This is a genomic window from Collinsella sp. i06-0019-1H4 (assembly GCF_042849575.1).
GTDB lineage: Bacteria > Actinomycetota > Coriobacteriia > Coriobacteriales > Coriobacteriaceae > Collinsella.
On the sequence record NZ_BAABYB010000001.1, the window covers coordinates 2,010,905 to 2,026,062 of the forward strand.

Consider the following 15,158-nt stretch of genomic DNA (forward strand, 5'->3'; position numbering starts at 1 on the left):
TTGGTGCCACCGAGACGTCATTTTCGGAAGTATGCGGCAAATTCCGGAACTCTTGAGCACATCCTGGTTTTTCACCAATAAAACCGCAGGTACAAAGCTTGGGCATATCCAGTGTGCTCGGCCTATTCAGATTTTGCCGCATACTTCCGAAATCTAAATTCGCAAGGGGTGATAGCTGGGTCATTTGCGCAACATATGTCCAGCAAAAACGGGTGGTAACCGGTACGGCTACCACCCGCTTGTCTCATATCTAGCCCATAGCGGGCAAGCTACTTCTTAATGCCGCGTCCCAGACGCTTGGCGACCGATGTGACGGCCTCCTCGCTGGCCGGCCCGCAGCTCACGCAGCCGTCATGGGCACGCATCTGGCCGGTGACCTCGTCCATCGCGAGCGGCGCCACCTTCTCGAGCTTAAAGCCCTTACCGGCGCGCATGTTCTCCTTGGCCACACTGATCATGAGCTTAATACGGTTGAGCTGGTTGACCTCGGACGCACCGGGGTCGTAGTCCACCGCAACGATGTTGCTCTCGGGATGCTGGCGGCGCAGCTCCTTAATCACGGCCTTGCCCACCACGTGATTGGGCAGGCACGCGAAGGGCTGCGTGCAGATGATGTTGGGCGCGCCGTGGTCGATCAGGTCGAGCATCTCGGCCGTGAGCAACCAGCCCTCGCCCATGTTGTTGCACACCGAAAGCACCGTACAGGCCTTGTCAGCCATGGTGCCGATGCGCTCGGGCGCCTCGAAGCGGCGGGACTTCTCGAGCATCTCCTCCACCGGCGTGCGCATCCAGTCCACCAGCTTAATGAGCGCCTGCATACCAGCGCGCGTAGTGGCAGAGCTTCCCAGCTCGTCTTTCTGCAGCTCGGCGTTGCTCATGGAGTACAGGAAGAAGTCGAGCAGGCCCGGCACCACGGCCTCGCAGCCCTCGCGCTCGATGACATCGACCACGTGGTTGTTGGCCGTGGGATGGAACTTGACCAAGATCTCACCGACCACGCCCACGCGCGGCTTGGTGCCCTCGCCCACGAGCGGCATGGTGTCGAACGCGCGGATGGCCTCGCGGCACAGCTTGGTGTAGTTGTGGCGGTTAAACTTGGGCGCCAGCTTGCGGGCACGCGCCATGTACTGCTCGTAGAGCGCGTTGGCGGCACCGTGCGTGGCCTCGTACGGGCGGCAGCGGTAGAGCATCTGCATCATCACGTCACCAAAGAGCACCGCGTACACGGCCTGCTTAAGCAGCGCCGGCGTAATCTTAAAGCCGGGGTTGTCCTCGCCGAGCGCCACAGCCGAAAGCGAGATCACCGGAATCTCGGGGTGGCCGCTCTCGCGCAGGGCCTTGCGGATGAGCGCGATGTAGTTGGTGGCACGGCAGCCGCCGCCAGTCTGGCTGATAACCACGGCCGTCTTGGACAGGTCGTACCGGCCGCTCTCGATGGCCTCCATAATCTGGCCCGTCACCAAGATCGACGGGTAGCAAATGTCATTGTTCACATAGCGCAGACCGGCCTCGACGGCATCGTGATCGGTCGAGGGCAGCAGCTCCAGGTTATAGCCAGCACCGCGGAACACCTCTTTGACCAGGTCGAAGTGGATCGGCGCCATCTGCGGGCACAGGATGGTATAGCCCTCGTCGCGCATTTGCTCGGTAAAGGGCACCTTGGGCCACGCGGTCGAAGCACTCTCGCGCTGAGCCTCGAACGTGTACTTGCGGCTCGCGAACGCGGGGGCATCCGTGGAGGGCGCCACCGGCGCGGCGTCACCCTGCTCGTAGGCCTCGCCCGCGGCCGTGGCCTCGGCCAAGCGCTCGGCCTCCTGGTCCTTAAGCGCGGCCATGAGCGAGCGAATACGGATACGTGCGGCGCCCAGGTTGGATACCTCGTCGATCTTGAGCACGGTGTAGATCTTGCCACTGGCCTCCAGGATCTCCTGCACCTGGTCGGTGGTCAGAGCGTCCAGGCCGCAGCCGAAAGAGTTGAGCTGGATCAGGTCCAGGTCGTTGCGCATCGTCACAAAACGGGCGACGGCGTACAGGCGGCTGTGGTACATCCACTGGTCGACGACGCGGATGGGGCGCTCGGGCTTCACGAGATGCGCAAGCGAATCCTCGGTAAAGACCGCAAAGCCAAAGCTCGAGATAAGCTCGGGCAGGGCATGGTTGATCTCGGGGTCGTTATGGTAGGGGCGGCCGGCGAGCACAATGCCATGGCCACCGTGGTCCTCGACCCACTTAAGGGCCTCCTCGCCCATGGTCTGGATGTCCTCGTGGAAACGCGCATCGGCCTCAAAGGCGGCGTTGACGGCGGCATCGACCTCGGAGCGCGTGATCTTGGGACCGCGCACACGACCGCGACCGGCCTCAGCATCGGCCACGCGGTCGACGGCGAGCACCTGGTACAGGCGGCGCTTGAGCTCGGTCTTGTCATGATAGGGCACAAACGGGTACAGGAACTCGATGTTCTGCTCGCGGATCTCATCGATATTGAGCGCCAACGCCGTGGGGTAGCTCATGACGATGGGGCAGTTGTAACAGTTGCCGGCGGTCGGATCCTCCTTGCGCTCCCAGCGCACGCACGGCATCCAAATGAAGTCGACATCGCGGTCGATAAGGTTCATCACATGGCCGTGGCTCATCTTGGCCGGATAGCACACGCTCTCGGACGGCATGGACTCGATGCCCGCCTGGTAGGTCTTCTTGCTCGACTGGTCGGACAGCTGCACGCTAAAGCCCAGACGCGTAAAGAACGCGTGCCAGAAGGGGTAGTTCTCGTACATGTTGAGCGCGCGCGGAATGCCCACGGTGCCGCGCGGGGCCTCGTCGGGGCTCAGCACCTCGCGGTTAAACAGCAACTCGTTTTTCTTTTTGAAGAGGTTGGGGGCCTCGGTCTTCTGCTTTTTGTGGCCGGCGCCCTTCTCGCAGCGGTTGCCGGTGATAAAGCGCCTGCCGCCGCCAAAGTCGTTGACGGTAAGCTGGCAGTTGTTGGAGCAGCGGCCGCAACGAACATGCTTTTGCGTCACGGTGAGGTGCGCGATGTCCTCGGCCGAAAGGATGGTCGAGGTGCCGTCGGCGCCGGCGCGATCGCGGGCGAGCAGGGCCGCACCGTAGGCGCCCATGCAGCCGGCGATGTCGGGACGCACGGCATGAACGCCCGTGAGCTGCTCAAACGCGCGCAGCGTGGCATCGGACATAAAGGTGCCGCCCTGGACGATCACCTGGCTGCCGATCTCCTTGGGGTCGCGCAGCTTAATGACCTTGAACAGGGCATTCTTAATGACGGAATAGGACAGGCCGGCCGCGATGTCGCCCACCGTGGCGCCTTCCTTTTGCGCCTGCTTGACGCGCGAGTTCATAAAGACCGTGCAGCGGCTGCCCAGGTCGACAGGGGCCTTGGCATGGATGGCGGCACCGGCGAACGCGCGCACGTCCATGTTCATAGACACGGCGAAGCTCTCGATAAAGCTGCCGCAGCCCGACGAGCAGGCCTCGTTGAGCATGATGTGTTCGATGACGCCGTCCTTGACGCGCAGGCACTTCATGTCCTGGCCGCCGATGTCCAGGATGAACTCGACGCCAGGCAGGAACGCCTTGGCGCCGCGCAGATGCGCGACGGTCTCGATCTCGCCCGAGTCGGCCTTGAGGGCCTCGATGAGCAGCGCCTCGCCATAGCCCGTGGTGGTCACGTGGCCGATGGTGCAGCCGGCGGGGATGTGGTTGTAGAAATCGGCCATGATGACCTTGGCCGTGCCCAGGATGTCGCCGTTGTTGTTGCCATACCAAGTGTGCAGCAGCTGACCGTCCTCGCCTACGAGCGCGGCCTTCATGGTCGTGGAACCGGCGTCGATGCCGATGAACACGCGTCCGGTGTAGCCGTCGAGCTTGCCCTTGGGGACGACCTCGGTGTCGTGGCGGGTTTTGAACTCGGCAAAGTCCTCGTCGGTGGCAAAGAGCGGATCCAGGCGCTCGACCTCGGCACCTTGCGTATCACCCAGGGCATCGATGGCATCGATGAGCTGCGGAAACGTGCTGAGCTTATTGGACTCGTGCGCCATGGCGGCGCCGCTCGCCACAAACAGGTGAGCGTTTTGGGGCACAATGCGGTGCTCCTCGTCCAGGTTGAGCGTGAGGTAGAAGCGGTGGCGCAGCTCGGAGAGGTACTGCAGCGGGCCGCCCAGGAAGGCGACGTTGCCGCGGATGGGACGGCCGCACGCCAGACCCGAGATGGTCTGGGTCACGACGGCTTGGAAGATGGAAGCGGCTACGTCCTCGGGACGGGCGCCTTCGTTGAGCAGCGGCTGGACGTCGGTCTTGGCAAAGACGCCGCAGCGGCTGGCGATGGGATAGATGGTGGTGGCGTTGGCCGCGAGCTCGTTAAGGCCGCTGGCATCGGTGTGCAGCAGGGTTGCCATCTGGTCGATGAACGCGCCTGTACCGCCGGCGCAGGTACCGTTCATGCGCTGCTCGATGCCGTTGTCGAAGTAGATGATCTTGGCGTCCTCGCCGCCCAGCTCGATAGCAACGTCGGTGGCCGGGATAAGGGTCTCGACGGCACGTTTGCTGGCAATGACCTCCTGGACAAACTCCAGGTCGAGCCACTGGGACAGCAGCAGGCCGCCCGAGCCGGTAATGGCGCAAGTCATCTGGGCCGTCGGCAGCACGGTCGCAGCGCCCTCGAACAGGTCACGGGCGCAGGCACGGACGTCGGTGTGGTGGCGCTGGTACTTGGCGTAAACGATCTGGTTGTCGTCGTTGAGCACGGCGAGCTTAACGGTGGTGGAGCCCACGTCGATGCCCAGATGCAGGTTGCCGCGAGCATTCTCAGGGTTGAAGATCGCGCCTTCGGGGGCGTGGGTGGCGGTGGCGGCTAGGGGCTCAGCGGCGGTGGCGGGCTCGCTAGCGACGAACGTCTCCCCTGCCGCGTTCTTGGCATCGGCAACTGCCTCGGCAACTTTCTCGGCAGCTGCGGTCGCGGCCTTCTGCGCGGCGTCCACCACGGCGGGCGCCGCCTCACGCGCGGCAGCGACCATACGGTCCCTAATGCCCTCGACGAGTTTGCTCATTGTCTCTCCTCTTAGTTGTTGGACTCGACGGTTGCGGTGGTGTCGACCGCGTCCTCGAGCTGCAGATTCAATAGCTTCATGCCGTATTCCGGCACGTTGATATCGATGGGTTGGCCATACAAGTCGCCAGGGCGCACAAAAGCGAGCACCGTCATAATGCGCGCCATGGCCTCGGGCGATTCGGTGAGCCCACGCTCAAACCAGCGCTGAATCATGCCGACCTCGGCACTCACGACGTAGGTAACGTAGTAGTCAAAGAACGTGCCCAGCGCCAGGCCCAAAATGCCCGTCTGTGCGCGCGGCACCACAGCCTCACGCGCGGTGTCGATAATCTTCTTAATGAAAGCCTGGTCGCCGCCCGGGCCCAGCAGCGCACCGATTAAGTCGCGATTGGCCGCAAGATAACGCAGCAGCTCAACCGAACCGGGTGCCGGCTCGAGCTCATCGATGTTGTGATAAAGATCAGGCAGCTGAGCTACGGTGATGAGCTCAATGCGCTCACGGATCTCGGCCAGCAAGCCGTCCTCGATTTGATTGATAAAGTCGGGAATATCGCGGTAGTGCGAATAGAACGTGCGGCGCGTAAGGCCAGCACGCTCGGTGAGCGACGCGACGTTAATGCGCGAAAGGTCGCCGCTTTCGGCAAGCTCGCTGGCAAGCGCCTGGCGAAGGGCACGCTGTGAGCGAAGGGACCGGCGGTCGCATTTCTCGAGCTGGGACAAGCGTCCTCCTTGTTACTCAGCCTGTGCGCTATTGCACAGTGCGAGTATTATTGCACACCGTGTGCATCAACACGTAAAGGCAATATTTGGAATGTGACGAAGGGACGGTCCCTTTGTCACATTCAGCGACCGCCTAGGTTGGCCTAGGTTGTGCCAGTTGTGCCTGGCTTTTGAAGCAGCATTGCCGATTGTTCAAAATGTCATTCGTGGGTAGAATAGTGTCGACGGCAGCCCAAGTTCTGGAAAGCTGGGCAGCGCCGTTGTTTGCATTAGGGGGTCAACGCCTTAGCGGCGGCGACCCCTTCTGTTGCGCTTCGAACGCTGCTTGAGTGCCTCGGAAAGGCCGACAAGTGCCGTGAAGAACGAGACCAAAGCGGTCAGAAGTCTCACGAAATCAATCAAATCGGTCATGGGCATCACCTCCCATCAGATGGAGGGCGCTGCCCGGCACATGGAACTGCCGTCAACAATACCGATTCTACCAGAGCCTAGTTATATATACGAATATATGTTCGTATTCCAAGAACACAGGCCCCCGTGACAAAGGGGCTGTCCCTTTGTCACATTATTCGATAACGGTGTGGGAATTCTGCTTATGCATGGTGGCGAGCATGTGTTTGGGGACGGCGTGGACCATGCAGCTGCCGATAGTTGCGCTCGCGGCGACCTTGGCTGCATCGCTAGCGTTTTTGGTCGCGTAGCTGTGGCGGAAACGCTTGAGCATGGCGATGTCGTTTCCGCCGTCGCCATAAACCGCGACCTCGTCCTCGGCAATGCCGTAGTAGCCCGCCAGCCAGGCCACACTCTCGCCCTTGTTACACGCCACGTCCGTGATCTCGAACATCACCGGATCGAACGGCGCGTTGACCACACGGTCCGAGCGCTCGGCAAGATACGCCTTAAGGTCGCGCTCCAGCTCGGGCGAGGTCACGCGACAATTGATCTTGCATACATCGTGGCGCAGGATGTCACCGATCGACTGGTCGAAATACTGCTCCTCGTGATACCCGCCGCGCGCACGCATGCCGCGCATCACGATGCGCTTGATGGGACTGTCCTTTTTAAAGCCCGCCTGATGCATCTCGAACGAACCGCTCGAGTACATGCCATCGGGCGTGGAACAATCAAAGCAAATGTCCGGGAACGCCTTGAGCAGTTCCTCAGTGACCTGCGGATCGATGGTCCAAGTCTTGAGCACCTCGCCATGGCTGTCGCGCACGATGGATCCATTGGAGCAGCAGGCGTCAAGCGCCAAGCCCGTAAAGCCATGCTCGCCGATCGGCAACGTCGAGCGTCCAGTCGCGGGAACCACGTGCAGGCCAGCCTCAGTCAGCTCGCGAATGGCGCGGCGGATGGTCCCATCCGCCTCGTGCAGGGCGTTCAGCAGCGTTCCGTCTAAGTCACTCGCGAACATCTTGATCATGGACATGCCTCTCCTTCGTCTGCCCGATATTGTAGACGAAGGAGAGGCATGTCCAAACAATGCCGTCCCGGCGCGGCGTACCACCGCCTTCACAAATTCACGGTGCCCCAGCGCGTTAAGACAATCGCCGCAATCGATTTTTCAGCCGATAAAACAGAGCCGTCGTCAACGTCAGCACCGCCAACATGGCTGCGAATACAATCGCCGGTGTCCATCGATCATATGCAACCCCGTACGTCAATTGGCCGATAGGTATTGCGCAGGAAAGGACCATGTAAACGACCGAAAGCACTTTTCCGCAGAGCTCAGTCGGCGCTGCCCGCTGAACAAACGCGATAATTTCAACCGACGCAATGCTCGCCCACACCATGACCCATGCCGAACCAACCACAAACACGGTGAGCATGCATGCATCTGCGCCGAACAGTAGCGTGACAATGATCGGTGCGACTCCAAAACAGATCATCGCAACATATCGACATATGCCATTGAAAGAAAAACGATGCGGCCAAATGCCGACCAAGCCACTGCCGGCAAGACCACCCAAGCCCATAGCCACCTCAACTATCCCAACGCAGGACGATTGCATGCCGAGATGCTTTGTAACAATAATGGGAGCGCCAATCATTAGCCCAACCAACGCAAGGTTCAAAACTGCCGCAAGCAAAATCACAGCGACCAATAATGCATTTTGCAACAGATACCGAATCGACTCCCGAAAATCGTTTCGGCATGTCGTACGAGTCGCGCCGTCTCCCATCGTTTCAAATGAGGCATTTTGCTTGAGCGCGCCCCCAAACAAGAGAGCTGAAATCGCAAACGCCACCGACGCGGTTGTGCAAAGAGCATCGATGCCAAAGTACCCATAGACTGCCGTCCCGACCACAGGGCCCAAGATATTGCTCACCATGGTCATCTGCGAAACCAATGCAGTGGCCCGCTCAACCTTCTCTTCACCCGCCATGCGCACCGTCTCAATTTGGAGCATTGGCTTCAGCAGCGATTGAGAACCATATTGAACACAAAGTATCGCTACTACGACGACCGCAAGAGGCAATGAGTGCTTCATGGGGATAGACAGCAGTGATGCAGTCATCAGAGCAATGCCGAGGGACACGAGGACCTCGCGATGTCTTCCCCTATCCGCCAAGATTCCGCCAACCGGAGTTGCAAGTACGCCGGGTATGAACGCTATCGCCGCGACGACGCCATATAACGTTGACGATCCACTGCGATCGAACAAGTAAAGTGGATACGCAAAGCACAGCGCCGACAGCATCGAATACGTGCACAGCTGCGCAACCAGAAGTTCCGCGAGCCTGATTGACCGCACTGTTTTTGATTTCAACGAGACACCGACGTCTCTCAGCCCAGCCATAAGCCCACCCCCTATACATACCACTAGTATGTATTTAATGACTTGAAAAGGGCAGCCGTGGCTACCCTCACAAATCAATTACATACCGTTGGTATCTATATTACCACCCGGCGCGGTCCCATACGCCCCAAATCTGCGCCGTTGTCTGAAGCACTTCATTACCCAAATCGAGCCCCACCGCGGCAGCCATCTGCGCCAAACATTGTGCGCGAGCGAGCATTCGCTCCTTGGGCTCGAGCGGACGGAACAATGGCAGCAGCCAAAGATTCGCCAACAACGATACGGCCTCCGCCGCTTCGCGCGGGCATTCGCACGCAATGGAGCCGTCGGCGATGCCCTCCTCGATCACTGGCAAGAGACAGCCATCGGCCGACTCGTCAAATGAGCCCTGGTACTGCATCGCCAGTAGGCGCGAGCTTTTTACCGGATCTGCTGCAGGACGCATACGTGCCCATAGCTCAATTTGTGGAACAACGGACTCGGGAGCGTACAGTCGCTTGAGCTTTTGGGCTCCGGTCATATTACCGACGCCAAGCATCGAGCGGCGGTGCTCAACAATCGGAGTCATCGCCCGATCAAACGCGGCGTTGAAAATCTCTTCTTTGCTCTTGAAGTGATGATAGACAGCGCCCTTGGTCATGCCGTCGAGACGGTCAACGATATCTTGAATACTCGTCCCCTCATAACCCTGTGCGCAGAATAGCTCCAGTGCCGCGTCGAGAATCTTCGCGACCGTCTCCTCGGGATATTTATTGCGACCCATAATCCGCCCATCCGCAACGCAAGCCTTGTGCCTCATTGCAGCATTTTAACGTTGCGGATGGCAGACGGTCGATTCTACACCGCGGCGGGGCCATGTTCGCCGGTGCGAATGCGGATGACTTCCTCGACCGGCTCGACCCAGATCTTGCCGTCGCCGACGGCGCCGGTGCGGGCGGCATTGCAGATGATGTCGACAATTCCGTCGACATGTTCATCGGCGCAGATGAGGGTGAACTGCACCTTAGGGATCGTGTTGACAAGCAACTCGTTGCCGCGCACGTATTCCTTCCAGCCATGCTGCGCGCCGCAGCCCTGCACCTGGTTGATGGTCATGCCGCGAACATCGGCAGCAAACAGCGCATCTTTAAGAACCTCAAGCTTCTCCTGGCGCACGATAGCCGTAATTTTCTTCATAGTGAATTCCTCTCTTCAATAAAAGAAATGAATTGTCCTTCACATGGCACGGGTTTTCCAGGTGCCGCAAACCAACCTCAGAGATCAATAAGTTCAACTGACTGGTCTTAGCAGGTTTCCCAAGTGCCGCAGATTGCCGTGAAAGAGGAGCGAAGCGTACTTAAGTACGTGAGCGACGATTGAACGGCAAGGTGCGGTGCTTGGGGAAGCTGCTAATCGAGTCCGGAGAAAGAAGGATAGGCGCTCTCGCCGTGCTGACTGGCATCCAGGCCCAGTGCCTCGTCGGCCTCGTCCACGCGCAGGCTACCGTGGAACAGCGCCTTGACCACCGCGGCGATCACCAAGTCGAGCATCAGCACAATAACGACCGTCACCACAATGCCCAGAACCTGCGAGACAAGCAGCGACACGTCGCCCGTGTAGAACAGGCCGCCCTTACCGGTCCACGAGAGCTCCGGCACGCAGAACAGGCCCGTGAGCACACCGCCCAAGATGCCGCCGATACCGTGGCAACCGAACGCGTCGAGCGCATCGTCGTAGCCGAACTTGGTCTTAAGATGGCTGATGGCCAGATAGCAGACGGGCGATACGATCAGGCCCATGACCAGCGCCGCCCACGGCTCGACAAAGCCCGCACCCGGCGTAACCACCACAAGGGCCGCAACCAAACCGGTGCTAGCACCCACCAGCGTGGGACGACCGGTGTGCACGCGCTCGACGACAAGCCACGAGACCATGCCCGCCGCGCTGGCCGTCACGGTGTTGAGGATGGCGAGTGCCGCCACGGCGTCGGCCTTAAACTCGCTGCCGCCGTTAAAGCCAAACCAACCAAACCAAAGTAGACCGGCGCCCAGCGCCACAAACGGCACGTTATGCGGACGGTAGCTCACCATGCCAAAGCCGCGACGACGGCCGAGCATTAAGCAGAGAATCAGGCCCGTGAGACCGGACGAAATGTGTACCACGTCGCCGCCGGCAAAGTCGAGCGCGCCGATGATGTCGCCGATAAAGGAACCATCGCCGCCCCAAACCATGTGGGCGAGCGGCGCATAGACCACGAGCAGCCAAATGCCCAGGAAGGCCGTCATGGCACCAAACTTAACGCGGCCTGCCAGACTGCCCGTAACGATAGCGGCGGTGATCATGGCAAACGCCATCTGGAAGGCGATGTTGATGATCTGAGGGTAGACGGCACCATCCGCAGCATTGCCCTCGGCCGCCTGCAGCACCTGGTTGAGCACCGGCAGGCACAGCAACTGGTCAAAGCCGCCAATAAACGGGCTAGAACCGTCGCCACCGTAGGCCAGCGACCAGCCGGCAACAATCCACAGCACACCAACCAGGCCAATGGCGCCAAAGCACATAAGCATGGTGTTGATGACATTTTTGCGCCTGGACAGGCCGCCATAGAAAAACGCCAGACCCGGTGTCATTAAAAACACGAGCATGGTGCAGATGAGCATAAACGTTGTCGATCCCGTATCGTACATTCGCTCCCCCTTGGTCGCATGAACGTTGTCGGCGCTCATGATGCGGCCGAGGGGCAACTGGTGTAGACCAGATACGGCGTTGTTAAACGCTGCGTTGTCGAATGGAAACGGCACCGCAATCTTGGAAACGGCGCGGCAACGGACGCGAAACGAACGGGAAACGTGCGAACGAGAAGGGCGCGCTTGGCTCCGCTCTGGCTAGCGCCGGAACAGCTCGCGGGCTCGGTCGCGGAGGTCGGTAGCTCGAATGACACCCTCGTAACGATTGATGCGCAGACGCGGGAAGGCGTTAAAGAAGCGTAGGTCGCGGCGGCTGAGTGACACGCTCGGTACCGGGCGGCTCATGCGCTTGCCGGCAAGGCGACGACCGAGCGACGGACGCGGCATACTCGGCGCGGCATCGGCCACGCGGCGGGCAGCGAGCGCCAGGCCGCGAGCACCATCCGAGATAAACGTCGGCATCGAAGTCTTCTCGCGCAGGGCATCGAGCGCCGCGTCGCCCAGCTCGGCCAGCCAAGCGTTAACGGCGCGACCGCGGATATGCGTCTGCGCCACCGAGTCAATCGCCGAATCGGGAATACGTTCGAGCATAGAGTCGGAGGCGTCGGCAAGCGACTCGTTAATGCGGTCGGCAAGGTCGGCCCGGACGCGCTCCAGCTGATCAGACAGACGCCGCCAACTCGCCAACGAGCACACCGCGTCGACCATCATCGCGACCGCGACGATAAAGGCGGACAGCCGCACAATCAGCACCGGCAGATGGCCAAGCAGCCCCAGCAATGCCGGCTCCACTAAACGGCAAATACACAACGCACCCAAGCCAAACGCGCAGGCCCAGTACAGACAGATGCGTCCGTGCAGGTTAAACGGCAGGTGCGAGTAATCCCAAAAGCGAGCGCCCGTTGTTTTTTCCAACAGCACGCCTACGCTGTACTCGATCACGCTGCATACGAGCGCTGCAGCGACAAACTGGCTCGAGGCATCCGGAATCCCGCGCAACAGCAGCCAGCAGGCAATGCCGCCCACACCATAGATAGGACAACACGGCCCCAGCAAAAAGCCACTGTTGGCAAATCGTCCGTGATTGAGCATGGCGCATACTGTCGACTCCCATGCCCAACCGCAAAACCCGTAAAAGGCAAACGAGAGCACCAGTGCCGAGAGTGGGCAGGCGGCAAGCGTCGCACCGCCAAACGCCATATCAATCGCGGTCCCCACCGTCTACCCTCTCCTCTTTTCGCTCGATGCTTTACTCACGCTATCGTCTGTCTCGTCCTTGCGCCGCAGACGACCGGCGACCGTCTCACGCAGAGCACACCATTTATCCGCCAGGCACACAATCCATGCCTCACGACACGTCGGCGGCACCGGCACCAGCGGAAACATATGGCGTACGATAATATTCCGCTCACGAGACGTCAGCTCAAAATCTTCCTCGGCACGCGCCAGGGCAAAAAACGGATGCCGAAATCCGTGCAGGCGATGGCTCGGATCGGGATCGTGCCAGTCATAGAGAAAGTAATCGTGTAACAAGGCTCCGCGCAGCAGCGAGGCACGGTCGATCGAAATGCCAGCACGGCCCAAGTGCTCGGCAAAGGACAGACTTGCCCGTGCCACCGAGGTCACATGTGCATAGACCGTCACGTCGCCATGCTGGATAAACTCGCGCGTCAGGTCCAGACGGCCCGCCTGCGCCAGTTGACGGGCAGCATGGTCTACTTCGCACGCGATTTTCTCGGCACGAACGGCATCGGACATGCTGCCTCCTTCCAGCGGCTCACGGCGGCAAGCCACGGCCTGTGCACAATCGATAAAAACATCATGGAACACATCAGTATGGCATCGGACAAAACGTTTTGCCCCACCAGTTGGCGAATTACCGCGCCGCCGTCACATATCAAACGCCAAAATGTGCGAGACTGTCTTGTGCAATTGTGTCGGCCGAGGGAGCGCCGGCGCTCGATTCGCATGGAGTAACCCACAACGATGCTGCTTACGCAAACGACAACGCCCGAGGACGTCAAGGCTCTCGACCGCGCCGAGCTTCCGCTGCTCTGCGGCGAGATTCGCCACGCCATCCTCGAAAGCTCCGCCGCTGTCGGCGGACACGTTGCCCCCAACCTGGGCGTCGTTGAGCTTACGGTTGCGCTTCATCGCGTGTTTAACTCCCCTATCGACAAGATTGTCTTTGACGTTTCGCACCAGACCTACGCCCACAAGGCGCTGACCGGGCGCGCGTACACTTATATCGATCCGGAGCGTTATGGTGAGGCTTCTGGCTTTGCCAATCCCGACGAGTCCGAGCACGACCTGTTTGCCATGGGGCATACCTCGACCTCGGTGAGCTTGGGCTGCGGCCTTGCCCACGCGCGCGACCTGGCGGGTGACACGTATAACGTCATTACCGTTATTGGCGACGGTTCGCTTTCGGGCGGCCTGGCGTTTGAGGGCTTTAACAATGCCGCCGAGCTCGACAGCAACCTGATCATCATCGTCAACGATAACGACCAGTCCATCGCCGAAAACCACGGTGGCCTCTATCGCAATCTGGCCGAGCTGCGCGCCAGCAACGGCACCTGTGAGCGCAACGTTTTCCGCGCGCTGGGGCTCGACTATCGCTACCTGGACGCCGGTAACGATGTCCAAGCGCTGGTCGATACGCTGCAGGAGCTGCGCGATATCGATCATCCCATCGTGCTGCATGTCTCCACCGCCAAGGGCAAGGGCTTTGAGCCAGCCCAGAGCGACCCCGAGCACTGGCATCATGTGGGGCCCTTCGATATGGCAACCGGCCGCAAACTTTGCCCGGGCCACCCGAGCGAGCCCGCACCGCGCACCTATGCCGATATTACGGGCGAGGCGCTCAGCGCCGCCATCGAGCGCGATCCGCAGGTCGTGGGCATCACGGCCGCCACGCCCTACATCATGGGCTTTACACCCGAGCTTCGCGCCGCGGCAGGCAAGCAGTTTGTCGACGTGGGCATTGCCGAGGAGCACGCCGTGACCTTTGCCACCGCGCTTGCACGCTCGGGCGCCAAGCCAGTCTTTGGTGTGTACGGCACGTTTTTGCAGCGCGCCTACGACGAGCTGTGGCACGACCTGTGCCTCAACGACGCCTCTGCAACCATCCTGGTGTTTGGCGCGTCGATCTTTGGCACCACGTCCGAGACGCACCTTTCGTTCTTTGATATTTCCATGCTGGGCGGACTTCCCAACATGCGCTACCTAGCGCCGGCCTGCATGGAGGAATACCTGTCCATGCTGAGCTGGTCGCTCAACCACCGCGAGCATCCCGTGGCAATCCGCGTACCGGGCATCGGCTTGGTAAGCCGCCCCGATCTGGCGCCCGCCGAGGGCACCGGCTACAGCGTCGTTCGCTACAACGTGATGCGCCAGGGTCGCGACGTTGCCGTACTCGCGCTCGGCGATTTCTTTGAGCTGGGCGAGCGCGTGGCAAACCGTCTGACTGCCGAGTACGGTATCGAGGCCACACTCGTCAACCCGCGCTTTGCAACCGAGCTCGACCGCGAGTTCCTCGACAGCCTTGCCGCCGAGCATCGCGTTGTCATCACCCTCGAGGACGGCATCTTGGACGGCGGCTGGGGTGAGCGCGTGGCATGTTATCTAGCATGCACGCCGTTGCGCACGCGCACCTTCGGCATCGCCAAGGGCTTCCCCGACCGCTACGACCCCAACGAACTGCTCGCGCAGAACGGCATGACGGTCGAGAACATGGCCGCCGAAGCCGCAAGGCTTCTCAACGAGTAAAAAACCTCCGCAAGGGAAGCACCCCTGCGAAGGTTTTTATTTTCGCGGCGCGATTATCTCAATCTGTAACATCTAGAGGATAAATCCTCGTCCAGATGTTACAGATCTAGATAAGACATCTTAGTCCCAGACCTTTGTCTCAAT

At 60.4% G+C, this 15,158-nt stretch carries 11 protein-coding genes; 1 reads left to right on the forward strand and 10 read right to left on the reverse strand.

All coding sequences use genetic code 11. From position 1 onward, the window contains the following. Positions 1-269 precede the first annotated feature (269 nt). The 10 genes from ACGHEN_RS08910 to ACGHEN_RS08955 form a co-directional block, all read right to left on the reverse strand. On the reverse strand, positions 270-5,057 hold the full coding sequence (locus tag ACGHEN_RS08910; protein ID WP_390398862.1) for an acyl-CoA dehydratase activase-related protein: 4,788 nt from the start codon (positions 5,055-5,057) through the stop codon (positions 270-272). Positions 5,058-5,068: 11 nt separating this feature from the next. After that, complete coding sequence (locus tag ACGHEN_RS08915; RefSeq protein ID WP_390398864.1) at positions 5,069-5,779, reverse strand: TetR/AcrR family transcriptional regulator; 711 nt, start codon at positions 5,777-5,779, stop codon at positions 5,069-5,071. A 285-nt stretch (positions 5,780-6,064) separates the two neighbouring features. Beyond that, entirely contained in the window at positions 6,065-6,190 is a 126-nt protein-coding gene (locus ACGHEN_RS08920) for a hypothetical protein (RefSeq protein WP_022094649.1), read from the reverse strand. Between the two features lie 154 nt (positions 6,191-6,344). After that, positions 6,345-7,208, reverse strand: coding sequence for an HAD-IIB family hydrolase (locus ACGHEN_RS08925; protein ID WP_390398866.1), 864 nt, complete (start codon positions 7,206-7,208; stop codon positions 6,345-6,347). A 109-nt stretch (positions 7,209-7,317) separates the two neighbouring features. Beyond that, the gene (locus ACGHEN_RS08930) at positions 7,318-8,580 is read right to left on the reverse strand and encodes an MFS transporter (RefSeq protein ID WP_117629937.1); all 1,263 of its coding nucleotides are present in this window, start codon (positions 8,578-8,580) and stop codon (positions 7,318-7,320) included. A gap of 100 nt (positions 8,581-8,680) precedes the next feature. Continuing rightward, on the reverse strand, positions 8,681-9,343 hold the full coding sequence (locus ACGHEN_RS08935) for a TetR/AcrR family transcriptional regulator (RefSeq protein WP_158551690.1): 663 nt from the start codon (positions 9,341-9,343) through the stop codon (positions 8,681-8,683). A gap of 74 nt (positions 9,344-9,417) precedes the next feature. Further along, positions 9,418-9,756, reverse strand: coding sequence for a P-II family nitrogen regulator (locus ACGHEN_RS08940; RefSeq protein WP_099432138.1), 339 nt, complete (start codon positions 9,754-9,756; stop codon positions 9,418-9,420). 212 nt (positions 9,757-9,968) lie between these two features. Beyond that, positions 9,969-11,246 carry an ammonium transporter gene (locus tag ACGHEN_RS08945; RefSeq protein ID WP_390398869.1) on the reverse strand — a complete coding sequence of 426 codons (1,278 nt, stop codon included), beginning with the start codon at positions 11,244-11,246 and terminating at the stop codon, positions 9,969-9,971. 198 nt (positions 11,247-11,444) lie between these two features. Further along, the gene (locus tag ACGHEN_RS08950) at positions 11,445-12,464 is read right to left on the reverse strand and encodes a putative ABC transporter permease (protein ID WP_390398872.1); all 1,020 of its coding nucleotides are present in this window, start codon (positions 12,462-12,464) and stop codon (positions 11,445-11,447) included. Positions 12,465-12,467: 3 nt separating this feature from the next. Then, entirely contained in the window at positions 12,468-13,004 is a 537-nt protein-coding gene (locus tag ACGHEN_RS08955; RefSeq protein WP_195445699.1) for an HD domain-containing protein, read from the reverse strand. A 228-nt stretch (positions 13,005-13,232) separates the two neighbouring features. On the opposite strand from ACGHEN_RS08955, the gene ACGHEN_RS08960 reads away from it, so the two are divergent. Then, positions 13,233-15,014 carry a 1-deoxy-D-xylulose-5-phosphate synthase gene (locus ACGHEN_RS08960; protein ID WP_390398876.1) on the forward strand — a complete coding sequence of 594 codons (1,782 nt, stop codon included), beginning with the start codon at positions 13,233-13,235 and terminating at the stop codon, positions 15,012-15,014. The last annotated feature ends 144 nt before the right edge of the window (positions 15,015-15,158 follow it).

Coding starts and splice junctions, on each gene's coding strand:
- ACGHEN_RS08945 (WP_390398869.1), bottom strand. CDS start 11,246: ATGTACGATACGGGATCGACAACGTTTATGCTCATCTGCACCATGCTC.
- ACGHEN_RS08935 (WP_158551690.1), bottom strand. CDS start 9,343: ATGGGTCGCAATAAATATCCCGAGGAGACGGTCGCGAAGATTCTCGAC.
- ACGHEN_RS08930 (WP_117629937.1), bottom strand. CDS start 8,580: ATGGCTGGGCTGAGAGACGTCGGTGTCTCGTTGAAATCAAAAACAGTG.
- ACGHEN_RS08925 (WP_390398866.1), bottom strand. CDS start 7,208: ATGTCCATGATCAAGATGTTCGCGAGTGACTTAGACGGAACGCTGCTG.
- ACGHEN_RS08955 (WP_195445699.1), bottom strand. CDS start 13,004: ATGTCCGATGCCGTTCGTGCCGAGAAAATCGCGTGCGAAGTAGACCAT.
- ACGHEN_RS08940 (WP_099432138.1), bottom strand. CDS start 9,756: ATGAAGAAAATTACGGCTATCGTGCGCCAGGAGAAGCTTGAGGTTCTT.
- ACGHEN_RS08920 (WP_022094649.1), bottom strand. CDS start 6,190: ATGACCGATTTGATTGATTTCGTGAGACTTCTGACCGCTTTGGTCTCG.
- ACGHEN_RS08960 (WP_390398876.1), top strand. CDS start 13,233: ATGCTGCTTACGCAAACGACAACGCCCGAGGACGTCAAGGCTCTCGAC.
- ACGHEN_RS08910 (WP_390398862.1), bottom strand. CDS start 5,057: ATGAGCAAACTCGTCGAGGGCATTAGGGACCGTATGGTCGCTGCCGCG.